This window comes from Pseudomonas sp. JDS28PS106 (genome assembly GCF_036706555.1).
Lineage (GTDB): Bacteria > Pseudomonadota > Gammaproteobacteria > Pseudomonadales > Pseudomonadaceae > Aquipseudomonas.
The window spans coordinates 47,286-64,235 of the sequence record NZ_JBAJGT010000016.1 but is presented as its reverse complement, the minus strand read 5'-3'; the positions used below and the strand labels follow the sequence as shown (position 1 = coordinate 64,235).

The 16,950-nt window shown below is 62.6% G+C and carries 14 protein-coding genes and 1 pseudogene; 12 read left to right on the top strand and 3 right to left on the bottom strand.

Features of this window, described 5'->3' with window-relative positions; genetic code table 11:
- Window positions 1-21: 21 nt before the first annotated feature.
- The 9 genes and pseudogenes from TRP66_RS20740 to TRP66_RS20700 all read left to right on the top strand — a co-directional run.
- A pseudogene (locus tag TRP66_RS20740) lies at window positions 22-1,839 on the top strand (hybrid sensor histidine kinase/response regulator); the annotation flags it as partial.
- Window positions 1,836-2,846, top strand: coding sequence for a chemotaxis response regulator protein-glutamate methylesterase (locus TRP66_RS20735; RefSeq protein ID WP_333406646.1), 1,011 nt, complete (start codon window positions 1,836-1,838; stop codon window positions 2,844-2,846). The pseudogene TRP66_RS20740 and the gene TRP66_RS20735, both read left to right, overlap by 4 nt.
- Window positions 2,847-2,891: 45 nt before the next feature.
- Complete coding sequence (locus tag TRP66_RS20730) at window positions 2,892-3,899, top strand: PleD family two-component system response regulator (RefSeq protein WP_333406644.1); 1,008 nt, start codon at window positions 2,892-2,894, stop codon at window positions 3,897-3,899.
- Between the two features lie 109 nt (window positions 3,900-4,008).
- A protein-coding gene (prfB, locus tag TRP66_RS20725) for a peptide chain release factor 2 (RefSeq protein ID WP_333406642.1) occupies window positions 4,009-5,104 on the top strand; the annotation gives its coding sequence in 2 pieces (ribosomal slippage) (window positions 4,009-4,080 and window positions 4,082-5,104; 1,095 coding nt in all).
- Window positions 5,105-5,223: 119 nt separating this feature from the next.
- Window positions 5,224-6,726 carry a lysine--tRNA ligase gene (lysS, locus tag TRP66_RS20720; RefSeq protein ID WP_333406640.1) on the top strand — a complete coding sequence of 501 codons (1,503 nt, stop codon included), beginning with the start codon at window positions 5,224-5,226 and terminating at the stop codon, window positions 6,724-6,726.
- Window positions 6,727-6,800: 74 nt separating this feature from the next.
- Entirely contained in the window at window positions 6,801-7,547 is a 747-nt protein-coding gene (locus tag TRP66_RS20715; RefSeq protein ID WP_333406638.1) for a TetR/AcrR family transcriptional regulator, read from the top strand.
- Window positions 7,548-7,550: 3 nt separating this feature from the next.
- Complete coding sequence (locus tag TRP66_RS20710; RefSeq protein WP_333406636.1) at window positions 7,551-8,828, top strand: flavohemoglobin expression-modulating QEGLA motif protein; 1,278 nt, start codon at window positions 7,551-7,553, stop codon at window positions 8,826-8,828.
- A gap of 158 nt (window positions 8,829-8,986) precedes the next feature.
- A complete protein-coding gene (locus tag TRP66_RS20705; RefSeq protein ID WP_333406634.1) occupies window positions 8,987-9,889 on the top strand; it encodes an alpha/beta hydrolase in 903 nt (300 codons plus the stop codon).
- Window positions 9,886-10,188 (top strand): hypothetical protein, encoded by a 303-nt coding sequence (locus TRP66_RS20700; protein WP_333406632.1) that lies wholly within the window; start codon window positions 9,886-9,888, stop codon window positions 10,186-10,188. The genes TRP66_RS20705 and TRP66_RS20700 overlap by 4 nt, the downstream gene beginning before the upstream one ends.
- 244 nt (window positions 10,189-10,432) lie before the next feature.
- Here TRP66_RS20700 and TRP66_RS20695 read toward each other — a convergent pair whose 3' ends face one another.
- The 3 genes from TRP66_RS20695 to TRP66_RS20685 all read right to left on the bottom strand — a co-directional run bounded on the left by TRP66_RS20695 (window position 10,433) and on the right by TRP66_RS20685 (window position 12,305).
- Window positions 10,433-11,215, bottom strand: coding sequence for an OmpA family protein (locus tag TRP66_RS20695; RefSeq protein WP_333406630.1), 783 nt, complete (start codon window positions 11,213-11,215; stop codon window positions 10,433-10,435).
- Window positions 11,216-11,271: 56 nt separating this feature from the next.
- The gene (locus tag TRP66_RS20690) at window positions 11,272-11,685 is read right to left on the bottom strand and encodes a DUF4398 domain-containing protein (protein WP_333406628.1); all 414 of its coding nucleotides are present in this window, start codon (window positions 11,683-11,685) and stop codon (window positions 11,272-11,274) included.
- Between the two features lie 275 nt (window positions 11,686-11,960).
- A complete protein-coding gene (locus tag TRP66_RS20685) occupies window positions 11,961-12,305 on the bottom strand; it encodes a pilin assembly protein (RefSeq protein WP_333406626.1) in 345 nt (114 codons plus the stop codon).
- 170 nt (window positions 12,306-12,475) lie between these two features.
- On the opposite strand from TRP66_RS20685, the gene ppc reads away from it, so the two are divergent.
- The 3 genes from ppc to tsaB all read left to right on the top strand — a co-directional run bounded on the left by ppc (window position 12,476) and on the right by tsaB (window position 16,791).
- Window positions 12,476-15,112, top strand: a complete 2,637-nt coding sequence (ppc, locus tag TRP66_RS20680) for a phosphoenolpyruvate carboxylase (RefSeq protein ID WP_333406624.1) — start codon at window positions 12,476-12,478, stop codon at window positions 15,110-15,112.
- Window positions 15,113-15,380: 268 nt separating this feature from the next.
- Window positions 15,381-16,028 (top strand): adenylate kinase, encoded by a 648-nt coding sequence (gene adk, locus TRP66_RS20675; RefSeq protein WP_333406622.1) that lies wholly within the window; start codon window positions 15,381-15,383, stop codon window positions 16,026-16,028.
- A gap of 88 nt (window positions 16,029-16,116) precedes the next feature.
- Window positions 16,117-16,791: a tRNA (adenosine(37)-N6)-threonylcarbamoyltransferase complex dimerization subunit type 1 TsaB gene (gene tsaB / locus TRP66_RS20670; RefSeq protein WP_333406620.1), complete on the top strand. Its 675-nt coding sequence runs from the start codon at window positions 16,117-16,119 to the stop codon at window positions 16,789-16,791.
- Window positions 16,792-16,950 lie beyond the last annotated feature (159 nt).

Genomic DNA, 16,950 nt, shown 5'->3' with positions numbered 1-16,950 from the left:
GCACAGCCTGACAAGAGCGAGCCGGCGCTGGCTCCCGCTGGCGAGGCCCCCCAGCCGCGGCTGCCCGAACGGCGCGCCGGCGACACCACCGAGCGCGTGCTGCGGGTGACAGCGGAAAGGCTCAATGGCCTGCTGGACCTGTCCAGCAAGGCGCTGGTCGAAACCCAGCGCATCAAGCCCTTGCTGGCGGGCATGCAGCGTCTCAAGCGCTTGCAGATCGGCAGTGATCGCGCTCTTGAGGCGCTCGGCGCCACCCTGGATGAAGCCGGCCTGGACGGCGACGCCCGCAAGGCACTGGATGACGCACGCAGTCTGTTGTCCCAGGCGCAGCAGATGCTGGTCCAGCAGGCCGCCGAACTGGACGAGTTCGGTTGGCAGTCCGGGCAACGCGCCCAGCTTCTTTACGATACCGCGCTGGCCTGCCGCATGCGGCCGTTCGCCGATGTACTGGGCGGGCAGGCACGCATGGTGCGTGACCTGGGTCGCGAGCTGGACAAGCAGGTGCGCTTGCAGATTGAGGGCGAGAAGACCCAGGTCGATCGTGACGTCCTGGAAAAGCTCGAAGCGCCGCTGACGCACCTGCTGCGCAATGCCGTGGATCACGGCATCGAACTGCCGCAGCAGAGGATCGAGCGGGGCAAGGCTCCGGAAGGGCTGATTCATCTGCACGCCTCGCATCAGGCCGGGCTGCTGGTGGTCGAGCTGAGCGACGACGGCAATGGCGTTGACCTGGAGCGCTTGCGACGCGGCATCATCGAACGAGGCCTTTCGCCCGCCGAAACCGCCGCGCAGTTGAGCGAGGAGGAGCTGTTGAGCTTCCTGTTCCTGCCCGGCTTCAGCCTGCGTGACAAGGTCACTCAAATATCCGGGCGAGGCGTGGGGCTCGATGCGGTGCAGCACATGGTCCGGCAGATGCACGGCAGCGTCACGCTCCAGCACCGGCCGGGCGCGGGCAGCCGTTTCCGGATCGAGCTGCCGCTGACGCTGTCGGTGGTGCGCAGTCTGGTCGTGGAGGTCGGCGGCGAAGCCTATGCGTTCCCGCTGGCTCATATCGATCACATGCTGGACCTGCAACCCGAGGACATCGTGCAACTGGAAGGGCGCCAGCACTTCTGGCATGACCAGCGTCATGTCGGGCTGGTCTCGGCCAGTCAGCTGTTGAACCGTCCACCCGGCCAGAACCCGGACGCGGCGCTCAAGGTCGTGGTCATCCGCGAGCGGGATGCGGTGTATGGCGTGGCGGTGGAGCGGTTCATTGGCGAGCGCACCCTGGTGGTCATGCCGCTGGATGCGCGGCTGGGCAAGATCCAGGACGTTTCGGCAGGGGCCTTGCTCGACGACGGCTCGGTGGTGCTGATCATCGACGTCGAGGACATGTTGCGCTCGGTGGAGAAGCTGCTGAACACCGGGCGCCTGGAGCGCATCGACCGGCGCGACCGGCAAGGCGCCGGTTCGATGGCGCGCAAGCGGGTGCTGGTGGTCGATGACTCATTGACGGTCCGCGAATTGGAGCGCAAGTTGCTGGTGAGTCGCGGCTACGAGGTTGCGGTGGCGGTCGACGGAATGGATGGCTGGAATGCGCTGCGAGCCGAAGACTTCGACCTGCTGATCACCGATATCGACATGCCGCGCATGGACGGCATCGAACTGGTGACCCTGCTACGCCGCGATACCCGCTTGCAGTCGCTGCCGGTCATGGTCGTCTCCTACAAAGATCGTGAGGAGGACCGGCGTCGGGGACTGGACGCCGGGGCGGACTATTACCTCGCCAAGGCGAGTTTCCATGACGACGCCTTGCTCGATGCGGTCGTTGAATTGATCGGAGACGCTCACGGATGAAAATAGCCATCGTCAACGACATGCCCATGGCGGTCGAAGCGCTGCGCCGGGCGCTGGCGTTCGAACCGGCGCATCAGATCGTGTGGGTGGCGCGCAACGGGGCCGAGGCGGTGGCCCAGTGCGCGCAGCAGACACCCGACCTGATCCTGATGGATCTGATCATGCCGATCATGGACGGGGTCGAAGCGACCCGCCAGATCATGGCCGCCACACCCTGCGCGATCGTGCTGGTAACGGTCGACCGCGAGCAGAACGTACACCGGGTTTTCGAAGCCATGGGCCATGGTGCGCTCGACGTCGTCGACACGCCTGCGATCGGCGCTGGCGATCCGCGGGAAGCCGCGGCGCCCTTGCTGCGCAAGATCCTCAATATCCACTGGCTGATCGGCCAGCGCACCGGCCCCGGCACCAGCATCTCGCCGACCACCCGCGCCGCGCCCAGGCGCAGCAAGCTGGTTGCCATCGGTTCCTCCGCCGGCGGGCCGGCGGCGCTGGAGATCCTGCTGCGCGACCTGCCCGTCAGTTTTGCGCCAGCGATCGTTCTGGTGCAGCATGTCGACCAGATTTTCGCCGCGGGCATGGCCGAATGGCTGGCAACGGTATCCGGTCTGCCGGTGCGCCTGGCGCGTGAAGGCGAGCAGCCGCAGCCCGGCACCGTCCTGCTGGCCGGTACCAATCATCACATCCGGTTGCTGAAAAACGGTACTCTCGCGTACACGGCCGAGCCGGTGGAGGAAATCTACCGGCCTTCCATCGATGTATTTTTCGAAAGCGTGGCGCGTTATTGGACCGGTGACGCGGTCGGCGTGCTGCTGACCGGCATGGGGCGCGACGGCGCGCGGGGGCTCAAGGCCATGCGCGGCCAAGGCTTTCTGACCATCGCCCAGGATGAGGCGAGTTCCGCCGTCTACGGCATGCCGAAGGCGGCCGCTGCTATTGATGCGGCTGTCGAGATCAAACCGCTGACCACTATTGCACCTCGTCTGATCGAGGTATTCGCTCAATGAATTTCCAGGTGAATTCACCTGCCGTCGGTGACCAGGAGACGCTTCATGCAAGATTTGCAGTTCGATGAACTCAAGGCCCCGGACACCGAGTCGGCCATGGTATTGCTGGTCGACGACCAGGCCATGATCGGTGAGGCAGTCCGTCGTGGACTGGCCAGCGAGTTGAACATCGACTTCCACTTCTGCGCCGACCCGCACCAGGCCATCGAACAGGCGGTGCGGATCAAACCGACGGTGATTCTTCAGGACCTGGTGATGCCGGGCCTGGACGGTCTGACCCTGGTGCGCGAATACCGCAACAACCCGCTAACCCGCGACATTCCGATCATCGTGCTTTCCACCAAGGAAGACCCGCTGATCAAGAGCGCGGCGTTCGCCGCCGGCGCCAACGATTATCTGGTCAAGCTGCCCGACACCATCGAGCTGGTGGCGCGCATCCGCTACCACTCGCGTTCGTACATGACCCTGCTACAACGCGACGAAGCCTATCGCGCGCTGCGGGTCAGCCAGCAGCAGCTGCTCGACACCAATCTGGTACTGCAACGCCTGATGAATTCCGATGGCCTGACCGGCTTGTCGAACCGCCGGCATTTCGACGAATACCTGGAGCTGGAATGGCGGCGAGCCAGTCGTGAGCAGACCCAGCTGTCGCTGATGATGATCGATGTCGACTACTTCAAGGCGTACAACGACGGTTTCGGTCACCTGGAGGGTGACGAAGCGCTGCGCCAGGTCGCCCAGGCGATACGCGCCAATTGCAGCCGTCCTTCCGACCTGCCGGCACGCTACGGCGGCGAGGAATTCGCCATGGTCCTGCCCAGCACTTCGCCGGGCGGTGTGCGTCTGCTGGCGGAGAAGCTGCGCCAGAGCATCATTGCCCTCAACATTGCCCATACCTCGCCGGAGCCGGGCTCGACGCTGACCGTCAGCATCGGCGTGGCAACCATGACGCCCCAGCCGGGTACTCCCTGCCGCCAGCTGATCCTCGCCGCCGACAAGGGCCTGTACCAGGCCAAGCACAATGGGCGCAATCAGGTGCAGATCGGCGGGTAAGGGCTGTCAAGAAGGATTTACAACGAGGCTGCCCAACGGGCTGCTTTCGTGCTCGTCCCTGGGGTATACTCGTCGGCTTTGAAATTTTCGCCTGCGAGTGCTGCCCACCATGGAAATCAACCCGATCCTAAACAGCATCAAGGACCTGTCCGAGCGCTCCGAAACCATTCGGGGGTATCTTTGACTACGATCACAAGAGTGATCGTCTGACCGAAGTGAACCGCGAGCTCGAAGATCCGGCTGTCTGGAACAATCCCGAGTACGCCCAGAACCTTGGCCGTGAACGCGCCTTGCTGGCGCAGATCGTCGATACCCTCGACGACATGAAGTCCGGCCTGGCCGACGCCAGGGATCTTCTGCTGATGTCCGCCGAGGAAGAAGACCAGGCCGCCGTCGATGACGTCGCCGCCGAAGTCGAGCGCCTGCGCGAGCTGCTGGAGAAGCTGGAATTCCGCCGCATGTTCAGCGGTGATATGGACCCCAATAACGCCTACCTGGACATCCAGGCCGGTTCCGGCGGTACCGAAGCGCAGGACTGGGCCAACATCCTGCTGCGCATGTACCTGCGCTGGGCCGACAAGCGCGGTTTCGACGCGACCATCATGGAGCTGTCGGCCGGCGAAGTTGCCGGGATCAAGGGCGCGACCGTGCACATCAAGGGCGAATACGCCTTTGGCTGGCTGCGTACCGAAATCGGCGTACACCGTCTGGTGCGCAAGAGCCCGTTCGACTCTGGCGCGCGCCGCCACACCTCGTTCTCGGCGGTGTTCGTGTCGCCTGAAATCGACGATAACATCGAGATTGATATCAACCCGTCCGATCTGCGCATCGACACCTACCGCTCTTCGGGTGCCGGTGGTCAGCACGTCAACACCACCGACTCGGCGGTGCGTATCACCCACGTTCCGACCAACACCGTGGTGAGCTGCCAGAACGAGCGCTCCCAGCACGCGAACAAGGACACCGCCATGAAAATGCTGCGGGCCAAGTTGTACGAGCAGGAGATGCAGAAGCGCAACGCCGCGTCCCAGGCGCTGGAAGATTCCAAGTCCGATATCGGCTGGGGGCACCAGATCCGCTCCTACGTGCTGGATGCCTCGCGCATCAAGGACCTGCGGACCAATATCGAGCGCAGCGATTGCGACAAGGTGCTCGACGGCGACATCGACGAATACCTGGTGGCAAGCCTCAAGCAAGGGCTGTAAGGCATGCGTTGCGGGATCGATCACGATCCCGCAACGGCGTCCGGGGCGGTGATTCCGCCTTGCCCGCGAACCCCGGCCATGACCGGGGGCAACGAACCTGTGATGGAATTTCTAAAGACATGAGCGACCAACAACTCGACCCGCAAGCCCTGCAACAGGAAGAAAACACCCTGATCGCCCTGCGCAAGGAAAAGCTTGCTGACGAGCGCGCCAAGGGGCAGGCCTTCCCGAACGACTTCCGCCGTGACAGCTACTGCAACGACCTGCAGAAGCAGTACGCCGACAAGACCAAGGAAGAACTGGCCGAAGCGGCGATTCCGGTCAAGGTTGCCGGTCGCATCATGCTCAACCGTGGCTCGTTCATGGTCATTCAGGACATGACCGGTCGCATCCAGGTCTACGTCAACCGCAAGACGCTGCCGGAAGAAACCCTGGCGGCCGTCAAGACCTGGGACCTGGGCGACATCATCGCCGCCGAGGGCACCCTGGCCCGCTCCGGCAAGGGTGACCTGTACGTCGAGATGACCAGCGTGCGCCTGCTGACCAAGTCGCTGCGTCCGCTGCCCGACAAGCACCACGGTCTGACCGACACCGAGCAGCGCTACCGCCAGCGTTATGTCGACCTGATCGTCAACGAGGACGTGCGCCACACTTTCCGCGTGCGTTCGCAGGTCATCGCGCACATCCGCAGCTTCCTGATGAAGCGCGATTTCCTGGAAGTCGAGACCCCGATGCTGCAGACCATTCCCGGCGGCGCGGCGGCCAAGCCTTTCGAAACGCACCACAACGCGCTGGACATGGAAATGTTCCTGCGCATCGCGCCGGAGCTGTACCTCAAGCGTCTGGTGGTGGGCGGCTTCGAGAAAGTCTTCGAGATCAACCGCAACTTCCGCAACGAGGGCGTCTCGACCCGTCACAACCCCGAGTTCACGATGCTTGAGTTCTACCAGGCCTACGCGGACTACGAAGACAACATGGACCTCACCGAAGAGCTGTTCCGCGAACTGGCTCAACTGGTGCTGGGTACCACCGACGTGCCGTACCAGGGCAAGGTCTTCCACTTCGGCGAGCCGTTTGTGCGCCTGTCGGTGTTCGACTCGATCCTCAAGTACAACCCGGACATCAGCGCTGCGGACCTGGAAGACCTCGACACTGCACGCGCCATCGCCAAGAAGGCCGGCGCCAAGGTGCTGGGCCACGAAGGTCTGGGCAAGCTGCAGGTGATGATTTTCGAAGAACTGGTCGAGCACAAGCTGGAGCAGCCGCACTTCATCACCCAGTACCCGTTCGAAGTGTCGCCGCTGGCCCGTCGCAACGACGAGAACCCCAACGTCACCGATCGTTTCGAGCTGTTCATCGGCGGCCGCGAAATCGCCAACGCCTACTCCGAGCTCAACGATGCCGAAGATCAGGCCGAGCGCTTCCAGGCCCAGGTGGCCGAGAAGGACGCCGGTGATGACGAAGCCATGCACTACGACGCCGACTTCGTTCGCGCCCTGGAATACGGCATGCCGCCGACGGCGGGCGAAGGCATCGGTATTGACCGTCTGGTAATGCTGCTGACCGACGCGCCTTCGATTCGCGACGTGATTCTGTTCCCGCACATGCGTCCGCAGGCGTAACAGGCTGTACGAAAGCCGCCCTTCGAGGGCGGCTTTTTTGTGCCACCGATCCGACGATTCAAGGGATTTTGAACGTGAAAATCGCGCAAGAAGGCGCCGCCGGTGTTGCTACGGCAGTTGCCAAAAGTGTCAGGTTTCAAGGCCGCAAGGCCATACGCGAGAGAAGCGAGCAGCGACGCCAGCAGATTCTCGACGCCGCCATGCGAATCGTGATCCGCGATGGGGTCCGGGCCGTGCGGCATCGAGCCGTCGCCGCCGAGGCCAGTGTGCCCTTGTCCGCGACCACTTACTACTTCAAGGACATCGATGACCTGCTCACCGATGCCTTCGCCCAATACGTCCAGCGCAGTGCCGTCTACATGGCCAGGCTCTGGCAGAACACCGAAGTCATTCTCCTCGATCTGATGCGGCGCAGCTCCGGCAGTCCGGCGGATCGCGTCCGGCTGGCCGACGACATTGCCCGCATGACGATGGAGTACATCCGCCATCAGCTACAGACCCGTCGCGATTATCTGGTCGCCGAGCACGCCTTTCATCAGGAAGCGCTGGTCAATCCGCGTCTGGCGCCGCTGGTCATGGCCCATCAGGAAATTCTCCTGCAGGGCAGTTGTCAGTTTTTCCAGGTCATCGGCTCGGACCAGTCCTGGCAGGATGCGCAGGTGTTGACGGGGCTCATCCGTCGGATGGAATATCAGGGCCTGCTTCACGGCCCCCATCATCAGGCCGACGACGAAAATCTGAATATCCTCACGCGCCAGTTGCGGCTGGTGCTGGGGGCGCCCCCGCGGGATCAGGGCGACAGCCTGCCAGCCAAGGAGTAACGGGTGGACGAGTACCAGCAGACAATTCGTGCTTTATCGGACCGGATCGTCGCGGCGCAGACGCCGATCCGGGTACTGGATGCCGTCAAATGGGACGAAAACGTCCGCAACGAGTTCCTGGCCGCCAAGGGCAAGGCCTTGCCGGTCGTGGACCGCGCCTATTACGAAAGCCGCCCGCTGGGGTTCGACTCCAGCAACCTCAAGCAGGAATTCCAGAACATCGAGCGTGATATCACCCGGCAGCTGGGTCAGTTCAACCCGGTCGGACAGATCATGCGTCGCATGTGCAAGGAGTACCGCATGGTGGTGCGGATGCTCGAAGCGCGTGGCACGGCGGATTTCGGGCTGATTTCCCAGGAGCTGTACGGCGCCGCATCCGACGCCTTCCACGCCGGTGATCCGACGCTGGCTGACCTGGGCCTCATGCTTTCGGACTATCTGAACAACATTGCCGGTCGCGGCGATCTCAAGGATGAGCCCAAGGAACTGACCGCCAAGGATGCGGTGGCCCTGCTGCAGAGTCGCTTGAACCGAGTGTTCGGCGAGGCCGAGGAAACCATTCGGGTGTTCGAGTCCGACGGTATCGTCGCCGACGCGGCAGCGGGTGCCGACTACATCAAGATCCGCAGCGACGCGATGTTCAACGAGCGGGACGTCCGCGCCCTGGAGGTCCACGAGGGGCTGGTTCACGTGGGCACCACGCTCAACGGCCAGAACCAGCCGATCTGCACCTTTCTGTCCAAAGGGCCGCCCTCGTCGACGGTCACTCAGGAAGGACTGGCGATTCTCATGGAAGTCATTGCCTTTGCGTCCTATCCCAGCCGGCTGCGCAAGCTGACCAACCGGACCCGGGCCATCCACATGGCCGAGGAGGGCGCCGATTTTCTCCAGGTGTTCGAGTTCTACCGCGAGCAAGGTTTCGGCATGCCGGAAAGCTATGGCAACGCCAGTCGCGTGTTCCGCGGCTCGGTGCCCAATGGGCTGCCTTTTACCAAGGACTTGTCCTACCTCAAAGGCTTCATCATGGTTTACAACTACATTCAGCTCGCCGTGCGCAAAGGCAAGCTGGAGCAGGTGCCACTGCTGTTCTGCGGCAAGACCACGCTGGAAGACATGCGCACACTGCGCCAGCTGGTGGACGAAGGACTGGTGGACCCGCCCAAATACCTGCCGGACCAATTCCGCGACATGAACGCGCTGTCGGCGTGGATGTGCTTCTCCAACTTCCTCAACCATCTGAGCCTGGACCGGATCGAGGCGGATTATTCGAATATCCTTTGAGCCGCGGTTGCACACCGCACCTCTGGTGGGAGGGGTAGGAGCGGCTTCAGCCGCGAAGCGTCGGTACAGCTGCTACGGCTGTGTCTGCCTTGGCACTGCATTCGCGGATAAATCCGCTCCTACTAGGGCTTGCACTCCGCGACAACTAGGAACATGAATTGAAGCTGATCAGTATCCTGACCCTGTTCCTCAGCCTCACAGGCTGCAGCTCCATGCTGTTCTATCCCGAACCCGGTCTGCCGTTCACGCCGGACAAGGCGAAGTTGCAATACCGCGGTGTGCAGCTTGCCGCAGCCGACGGCACCCGCCTGCATGGGTGGTGGCTGCCGGCCAAGGCAGGTGTTCCGGTCAAGGGCACAGTCCTGCATCTGCACGGCAACGGCGGCAATCTCTCCTGGCACCTCGGCGGTAGCTGGTGGCTGCCTGAGCAGGGGTATCAGGTGCTGATGCTCGATTATCGCGGCTATGGGCGGTCCGAGGGCAAACCGAGCCTGCCGGCGATCTATCAGGACATCCAGGCAGCGTTCGACTGGCTCGACAATGCCCCTGAAGTTCAGGGTAAACCGCTGGTGGTGCTGGGACAAAGCATCGGCGGCGCACTGGCGGTGCATTACCTGGCCGAGCATCCCGAGCGTAGAAAGGGCATCGAAGCATTGATTCTCGATGGCGCGCCTGCCAGCTATCGCGATGTTGCCCGCCATACGCTGGGCACTTCCTGGCTGACCTGGCCGTTGAAAACGCCGCTGTCATGGCTGATTCCGGACGGCGACAGCGCGGTGCAAGGACTGTCGCAGTTGCAGGGAACACCGATGCTGATCTTCCAGAGCATGGACGACACCCTGGTGCCGTTGGGCAACGGCATCCGTCTCTACCAGGCAGCGCCGCCGCCCCGTGTATTGCAACTGACCCGAGGCGGTCACGTGCAGACTTTTTCCGACCCGACCTGGCGGCAAGTCATGCTTCGCTATCTGGACGACCCGCAGCACTTCAACGGCCTGCGCCGGCTGGCTGAAGTGCCGAATTATCCGGCGCCGCCTCCTCAGGCCCCGAGCACGCCATGAACGGGCAACGCAACCTCATTCCAATGATCCTCACCGGCATCGGCACCATCATCGCCACGGTGGGCTGCCTCTGGTACTACGGCTACCTGCATTTCGCCAGACCGGAAGATGCGCTGCTGCTCAAGCAATTCACCATGCTCAAGACCATTCCAGGCGAAGACTATCGGGCAAGCCTGACGCCCGCCAGCGAAACGGCCCATTGCATCGACGGCGTACTGGTGCTGTTTGATACCCGGCAGAAGGGACTTTCAGGCGTGCTCGTGAACGAGCGCAGGCAAGTGGTCAGGTGCGCCGAATAGTCCTTCGGAAAACCATCTACCGCCACTAGGCCTGCGCTAAGGTCGCGTATGTAGGAGCCAGCTTGCTGGCGATGCGGGTACCGTGGGTACGTCTGATATATCGCAGGCCGTCTGTAAATGGCGCTTCGCCAGCAAGCTGGCTCCTACGGGAGCGTGCGCGGTCAGAATTGCGGCGCTGAACGCGGCCCATTAAAAAGCCCCGCCTGCAAAACAGGCGGGGCTTTCAGGTGTTGCGGTCAGCCGATCAACGCATCGAAGAACGCGGTGCTACAGGCTGGTTGTCGTTGGAGATGGTGACTTCCACGCGACGGTTCATGGCGCGGCCGGAGTTGCTGCTGTTGTCGGCAACCGGATATTCCTTGCCATAACCCTGAGCGACGATGCGGGTCGGATCTACGCCCATGCGCACCAGAGCGGCGCGAACGGAGTTGGCGCGGCGCTCGGACAGGGTCTGGTTATAGGCAGCGGAACCTGTGCTGTCGGTATAGCCTTCGACGATGGCTTTGCGGTCAGGGTTCTGCTGCAGGAAGGCAGCCAGCTTGCCGATATCGCCCTGGGCGGCTGGCTTGAGCTCGGATTTGTTGTAGTCGAACAGTACGTCACCGAAGGTCACCAGCGTGCCGCGTTCGGTCTGCTTGGCGTTCAGGCTGTTCTTGAGCTGCGCGATCTGAGCATCGCGGGCATCCAGACGGGCCTTGGCACGTTCAGCGGACGCATTCTGCAGCTCGGCTTCGGAGTTGCGCAGGTTGATGGTCTGTTTCGCCAGTTCAACGCGCTGGGTGGTCAGGTAGGCGAGCTGGTCGACGCGAGCTTCGTCTTCCTTGTCACGGAAGGCCTTGTCGGCCTTGTCCAGCCATTCGCCGGCGTCCTTGGTTTCAAGGGCCGCGAGTTTGACGGAATCCGGGTTGGTCTGCAGCGCGGTGTAGTTGGTACGTGCCTGTTCCAGGTTCGGGTTAGGCTTGGTGGCACAGGCAGCCAGGGCAACGCTCATGGCCAGCAGGGCAGGGATCATCACTTGTTTGCGCATAATAGGGTCGTCCTTTCAATCGAATACGAATGCATGAATAACGTGGGCCGGGGGGCTTACTGCACCTGACGCAGGCCTTCTTCACGTAGTTCGTTGACGCCCTGGCGAGCGTCCTGCACGGCTTTCTGGGCTTTGGCGGCCTGCGCCTTGCGCTCTGCTACGCGAGCGTCCCATTCAGCCTGTTCGGCCAGTTTGCGCGCCTGGTCGTACTTCTTGTCCTGCATGGCGAGTTCGGCTTCCTTCAGTTTGTCCTGAGCCGACTTCATCTCTACCGCTGCGAATTCGGTACCACCGGCGCTGACTGCGCTGTTCACGGCCGATTCGGTGACCGCGTACTGTTCGGTCGGTGGATTGCCTGCGCAGCCGGCCAGTACGAAAGTGGCGCCCAGCGCCAGCGCAGTCAGTTTCAGACCGCGCAAGCCTTGGAACTTGGTTTTGGCAGTAGGGGTGTTCATCGTGATCAACTCCATTGTCTGACTCCAAACTTGGTTATCCATGACAGTCGCTTGTCTTGGTTCGCCGGCTCAGGGTAGTGGCCACTGTCGTCGTGCGGACCTTGCTGTAATGGTTAAAAGCTCCGACCAGAGCGGTTTTTGAATAGTTCACTCGAATGTAAACACGGTGTTTTGCGCTTTTCGCGAGGCGCCACGATTTCGACGTCGGGGGATTGGCATGCAGACGGGCAGGGCTGCGCCGCCTGTGTCGAGGAAACCAGTTGTAGGATTTTGCTTACACGACGCAAAAATTACGTATCGGAAAAGCTTTCCGTTTCCGACAGTTCGTGCAGATAGCGTTTCGACAAGGCCAGGAAGCGCGGCGTCGCACCCGCATCCTCGTAAAGCGGATCGCCTTCCTCGTCGGTCGCGATCACGCGCTGACCTTTCACGTAGGGAAAGCTGGCTTCAAGCTCTTCCAGCGCAGCGCCGATCAGTTCGCCCAGCAGCTCCTCCGGATGATGCTTGGGATACATTTCGCACAGCGCGGACAGACGCGCGGCCGACTCCAGATCGAGATGAATGGCGTAGCGGGTCTTGGTCAGGCGCCCGCTTGAATGGCGTTCCCAGTGCTGGGCAAGTTCGCGGATTTTCATGAGGACCTCGTCATGTGCTCGCTCGTGGCGGATCTGTTCAGGTCTTGCGCGGGTATTCGTCGCCGCACTGCTTTTTTGTTGTACTCCTGAGTAGAACGGATTTGCATTCACTCGTTCAGTCATGGTGATGTGGCAGGTACAAGCCCCAAAAAAAACCGGGAGAAGGATCTATGGCCGATATCGATGCGCGACTGCGCGAGGACGTTCATCTACTGGGTGAACTGTTGGGCAACACCATTCGCGATCAGCGAGGCGGTGAGTTTCTCGACAAGATCGAGCGCATCCGCAAAGGCGCCAAGGCGGGACGCCAGGGCTTCGCGGAAGGCGCTGAACAGCTCAATTCAAGCCTGGACAGTCTGGCGGACGACGAACTGCTGCCGGTGGCGAGGGCGTTCAACCAGTTCCTCAACCTGGCGAACATCGCCGAGCAGTACCAGTTGATGCGCCGGGGGGACGATCAGCGGCCCATGCCGTTCGAATCCAGGGTGCTGCCCGAACTGCTCGACCGTCTCAAGGCGGCCAGTCATTCGCCCGACGCGCTGGCCCGGCAGCTGGGCCAGCTCGATATCGAACTGGTGCTGACGGCGCACCCCACCGAGGTCGCGCGGCGCACGCTGATCCAGAAATACGACGCCATCGCCGCCCAATTGGCCGCCCTCGACCACCGTGACCTCAATAGCCAGGAACGGCAGAGCATCACCGGCCGGCTGCAGCGGCTGATCGCCGAGGCCTGGCATACCGAGGAAATTCGTCGGACCCGGCCCACGCCGGTGGACGAAGCCAAATGGGGCTTCGCGGTCATCGAACATTCGCTGTGGCACGCCATTCCCGGTTACCTACGCCAGGCGGACGAAACACTCCACGCGGCCACCGGGTTGCGGCTGCCGCTGGAAGCCGCGCCGATCCGCTTCGCTTCATGGATGGGCGGCGACCGCGACGGCAATCCCAATGTCACGGCGAAGGTCACTCGCGAAGTGCTGCTGCTGGCGCGCTGGATGGCGGCCGACCTTTATCTTCGCGACGTGGACAATCTGGCGGCCGAGCTTTCCATGCAACAGGCCAGCGCAGCGCTGCGGGCCAGCGTGGGCTACAGCGCCGAACCCTACCGCGCCGAACTCAAACGCCTGCGCGAGCGTCTGCGCGCCACTCGCAACTGGGCCAATGCTTCTCTGAGCGACGCGCAGCCGGCGCCGCCCGCAGTGCTGCAGGACAACCGAGAACTGCTCGATCCGCTGCTGCTTTGTTATCACTCGCTGCACGAATGCGGCATGGGCGTGATTGCCGACGGGCCGTTGCTGGACTGCATACGTCGCGCCGTGACCTTCGGGCTGTTTCTGGCCCGCCTTGACGTGCGTCAGGACTCCACCCGCCACGCGTCGGCCATGAGCGAAATCACCGATTACCTTGGGCTTGGCCGTTATGAAGACTGGGATGAAGCAGCCCGTGTCGAGTTCCTGTTGCGCGAACTGGACAACCGCCGGCCGCTCCTGCCGGCTCATTTCCAGCCTGACCCCGAGACCGCCGAAGTCCTGGCGACCTGCCGCGAAGTCGCCGCCGCTCCGGCAGCTTCCCTGGGTTCCTACGTGATTTCCATGGCTGGCGCCGCTTCGGACGTTCTCGCCGTGCAGCTGCTGCTCAAGGAAGCCGGACTGATGCGGCCGATGCGTGTAGTGCCGCTGTTCGAAACCCTGGCGGATCTGGACAATGCAGGTCCGGTCATCGAACGGCTGCTGGCGCTGCCGGGATATCGCGGCGGCCTGCAAGGGCCGCAGGAAGTGATGATCGGCTATTCCGACTCCGCCAAGGACGCCGGAACTACTGCGGCGGCCTGGGCGCAATATCGCGCGCAGGAGCGACTGGTCGAGATCTGCCGCGAACAGCAAGTCGAACTCTTGCTGTTCCATGGTCGTGGCGGCACGGTGGGGCGCGGCGGCGGTCCGGCCCACGCGGCCATCCTGTCTCAGCCGCCGGGCTCGGTGGCGGGACGCTTCCGGACGACCGAGCAGGGCGAGATGATTCGTTTCAAATTCGGGCTGCCGGAGATTGCCGAGCAGAACCTCAACCTGTATCTGGCCGCCGTGCTGGAAGCGACCCTGCTGCCGCCTCCGCCGCCCGAGCCGGAATGGCGCCGGATGATGGATCAGTTGGCCGCCGATGGCGTGGTGGCCTACCGAGCCGTCGTGCGCGAACATCCGGAGTTCGTCGAGTATTTTCGCCAGGCTACTCCAGAACAGGAGCTGGGCCGCTTGCCACTGGGCAGTCGACCCGCCAAGCGCCGCGAAGGCGGCGTGGAAAGTCTGCGTGCCATACCCTGGATCTTCGCCTGGACCCAGACCCGCCTGATGCTGCCCGCCTGGCTGGGCTGGGAAACCGCGCTGAGCAAGGCACTGGAGCGCGGCGACGCACAGCTGCTTGGGCAGATGCGCGAGCGCTGGCCGTTTTTCCGCACCCGCATCGACATGCTGGAAATGGTGCTGGCCAAGGCTGACGCCGATATTGCCCGCTTGTACGACCAGCGTCTGGTGGCGCCGCCGTTGCAACCTTTAGGTGATCAGCTGCGCGACCTATTGTCGCAGGCGTGCAGTGTCGTGCTGGGGCTGACCGGACAGGATCGATTGCTGGCCCACAGCCCGGCGACCCTGAAATTCATCAGCCTGCGCAACACCTATCTGGACCCGTTGCATTTGCTGCAAGCCGAGCTGCTCGCCCGCTCGCGAGACAGGGAGGCAGATCTGGACAGCCCTCTGGAGCGGGCGTTGCTGGTGTCCGTGGCGGGCATCGCGGCGGGGCTGCGCAACACGGGTTGAATACCCCCTGTCGCGCGCCGCGACAAATATTTGCGTCGCGGCGGCGGCGAGCCTGGCCGTTGCAGGCTAGCCTGCTGAAACCGACCGGGCAGTCGATGGTCGCCGACCCGCCGCGCAGCCGCCTCAAGTGCGACTTTCCGCGTCTTGTGCGGCTCCTGTCGGCTGTGTATCTTGGTCGGCCTTTTGGCCTATCGGCCGTATTCATTTTTTAGATTGGCCATGCGGCGAATCCGATGATGTCCATAAAAAAAGTTTGAGGAGCATGACGATGCGCGTGATTCTGCTGGGAGCTCCCGGGGCCGGTAAAGGTACTCAGGCAAAGTTCATCACTGAAAAATTTGGCATCCCGCAAGTATCGACAGGCGACATGCTGCGCGCGGCCGTCAAGGCTGGCACTGAACTGGGTCTGCAGGCCAAGAGCGTCATGGACGCCGGCGGTCTGGTCTCCGACGACCTGATCATTGGCCTGATCAAGGATCGCCTGTCGCAGCCTGATTGCGTCAACGGCGTGCTGTTCGACGGCTTCCCGCGCACCATCCCCCAGGCCGAGGCGCTGCTCAAGGCCGGTCTGGAAATCGATCACGTCCTGGAAATCGCCGTCGATGACGAAGAGATCGTCCAGCGTATGTCGGGCCGTCGCGTCCACGAAGGTTCGGGCCGTATTTATCACGTGCAGCACAACCCGCCAAAGCTCGAAGGCGTCGATGACGTGACCGGCGAGCCGCTGGTGCAGCGCAAGGACGACGTCGAAGACACCGTGCGTCATCGTCTGTCGGTCTACCATTCGCAGACCAAGCCGCTGGTGGCGTTCTACAGCGAATTGAGCCGCCAGAACGGCAAGCCTAAGTGCCATCACATCGAAGGCGTGGGCTCGGTCGAGGCGATTACCGCCAAGGTCCTGGCCGCACTGAGCTGAGGCTGCCGAGATTGTTCGACAATGGCCCGCTTGCGGGCCATTTGTCATTTATACTGCGTCACTTTTTTCAATCACGACGGATACCTAGATGACCACCTTGCTGGCCCTGGACACTGCCACCGAAGCCTGCTCTGTTGCGTTGCTGCATGATGGCAAGGTGCTGAGCCACTATGAGGTGATCCCGCGTCTGCATGCCCAGCGATTGCTGCCGATGATCAAGACCCTTATGGCCGAAGCGGGCATCGGCATGTCGGCGCTCGATGCCATCGCATTCGGTCGCGGCCCCGGCGCATTCACCGGCGTGCGTATCGCCATCGGCGTGGTGCAGGGCCTGGCTTTCGCGCTGGACCGTCCGGTGTTGCCGGTGTCCAACCTCGCCGCGCTGGCGCAGCGCGCATGGCGTGAACAAGGTGCGCGGCAGGTCGCCAGCGCCATTGATGCGCGCATGGACGAGGTCTATTGGGGTTGCTATCAGGAAGTGGCGGGCGAGATGCGTCTAATCGGCCAGGAAGCGGTCATGCCGCCCGAGCAGGCGAGCTTGCCGGTCGATGCTCAGGGTGAGTGGTTCGGCTCCGGCACGGGTTGGGGCTATGCCGAGCGCATTCCGGCGCGGGTGTCGGAAAGTGATGCCAGCCTGTTGCCTCATGCCCAGGACCTGCTGACCCTTGCCGGTTTTGCATGGCAACGAGGCGAAGCCGTGGCAGCTGACGACGCTCAGCCGGTGTATCTGCGCGACAAGGTAGCTACGCCAAAAGCGCGTTGAAGCCAGCGATGACAGTGAAAAGGCACGGGGTGTGTCAACATGCCATCTACCTTTCATCGACAAAATGTGACTAATACGCTCGGCAGCTAAAACAATTTGCAATATGTGTGGTCTAGTTAACGTTCGGGTGTTTGCGGAAGCCCGTGCAGTGACGTTAAA

What these genes read in the sequence shown, in the direction of transcription:
- TRP66_RS20700 (WP_333406632.1), top strand. Translation starts at nt 9,886, where the DNA reads ATGAACGGGCAACGCAACCTCATTCCAATGATCCTCACCGGCATCGGC.
- TRP66_RS20730 (WP_333406644.1), top strand. Translation starts at nt 2,892, where the DNA reads ATGCAAGATTTGCAGTTCGATGAACTCAAGGCCCCGGACACCGAGTCG.
- tsaB (WP_333406620.1), top strand. Translation starts at nt 16,117, where the DNA reads ATGACCACCTTGCTGGCCCTGGACACTGCCACCGAAGCCTGCTCTGTT.
- TRP66_RS20685 (WP_333406626.1), bottom strand. Translation starts at nt 12,305, where the DNA reads ATGAAAATCCGCGAACTTGCCCAGCACTGGGAACGCCATTCAAGCGGG.
- TRP66_RS20695 (WP_333406630.1), bottom strand. Translation starts at nt 11,215, where the DNA reads ATGCGCAAACAAGTGATGATCCCTGCCCTGCTGGCCATGAGCGTTGCC.
- adk (WP_333406622.1), top strand. Translation starts at nt 15,381, where the DNA reads ATGCGCGTGATTCTGCTGGGAGCTCCCGGGGCCGGTAAAGGTACTCAG.
- TRP66_RS20690 (WP_333406628.1), bottom strand. Translation starts at nt 11,685, where the DNA reads ATGGAGTTGATCACGATGAACACCCCTACTGCCAAAACCAAGTTCCAA.
- TRP66_RS20735 (WP_333406646.1), top strand. Translation starts at nt 1,836, where the DNA reads ATGAAAATAGCCATCGTCAACGACATGCCCATGGCGGTCGAAGCGCTG.
- lysS (WP_333406640.1), top strand. Translation starts at nt 5,224, where the DNA reads ATGAGCGACCAACAACTCGACCCGCAAGCCCTGCAACAGGAAGAAAAC.
- ppc (WP_333406624.1), top strand. Translation starts at nt 12,476, where the DNA reads ATGGCCGATATCGATGCGCGACTGCGCGAGGACGTTCATCTACTGGGT.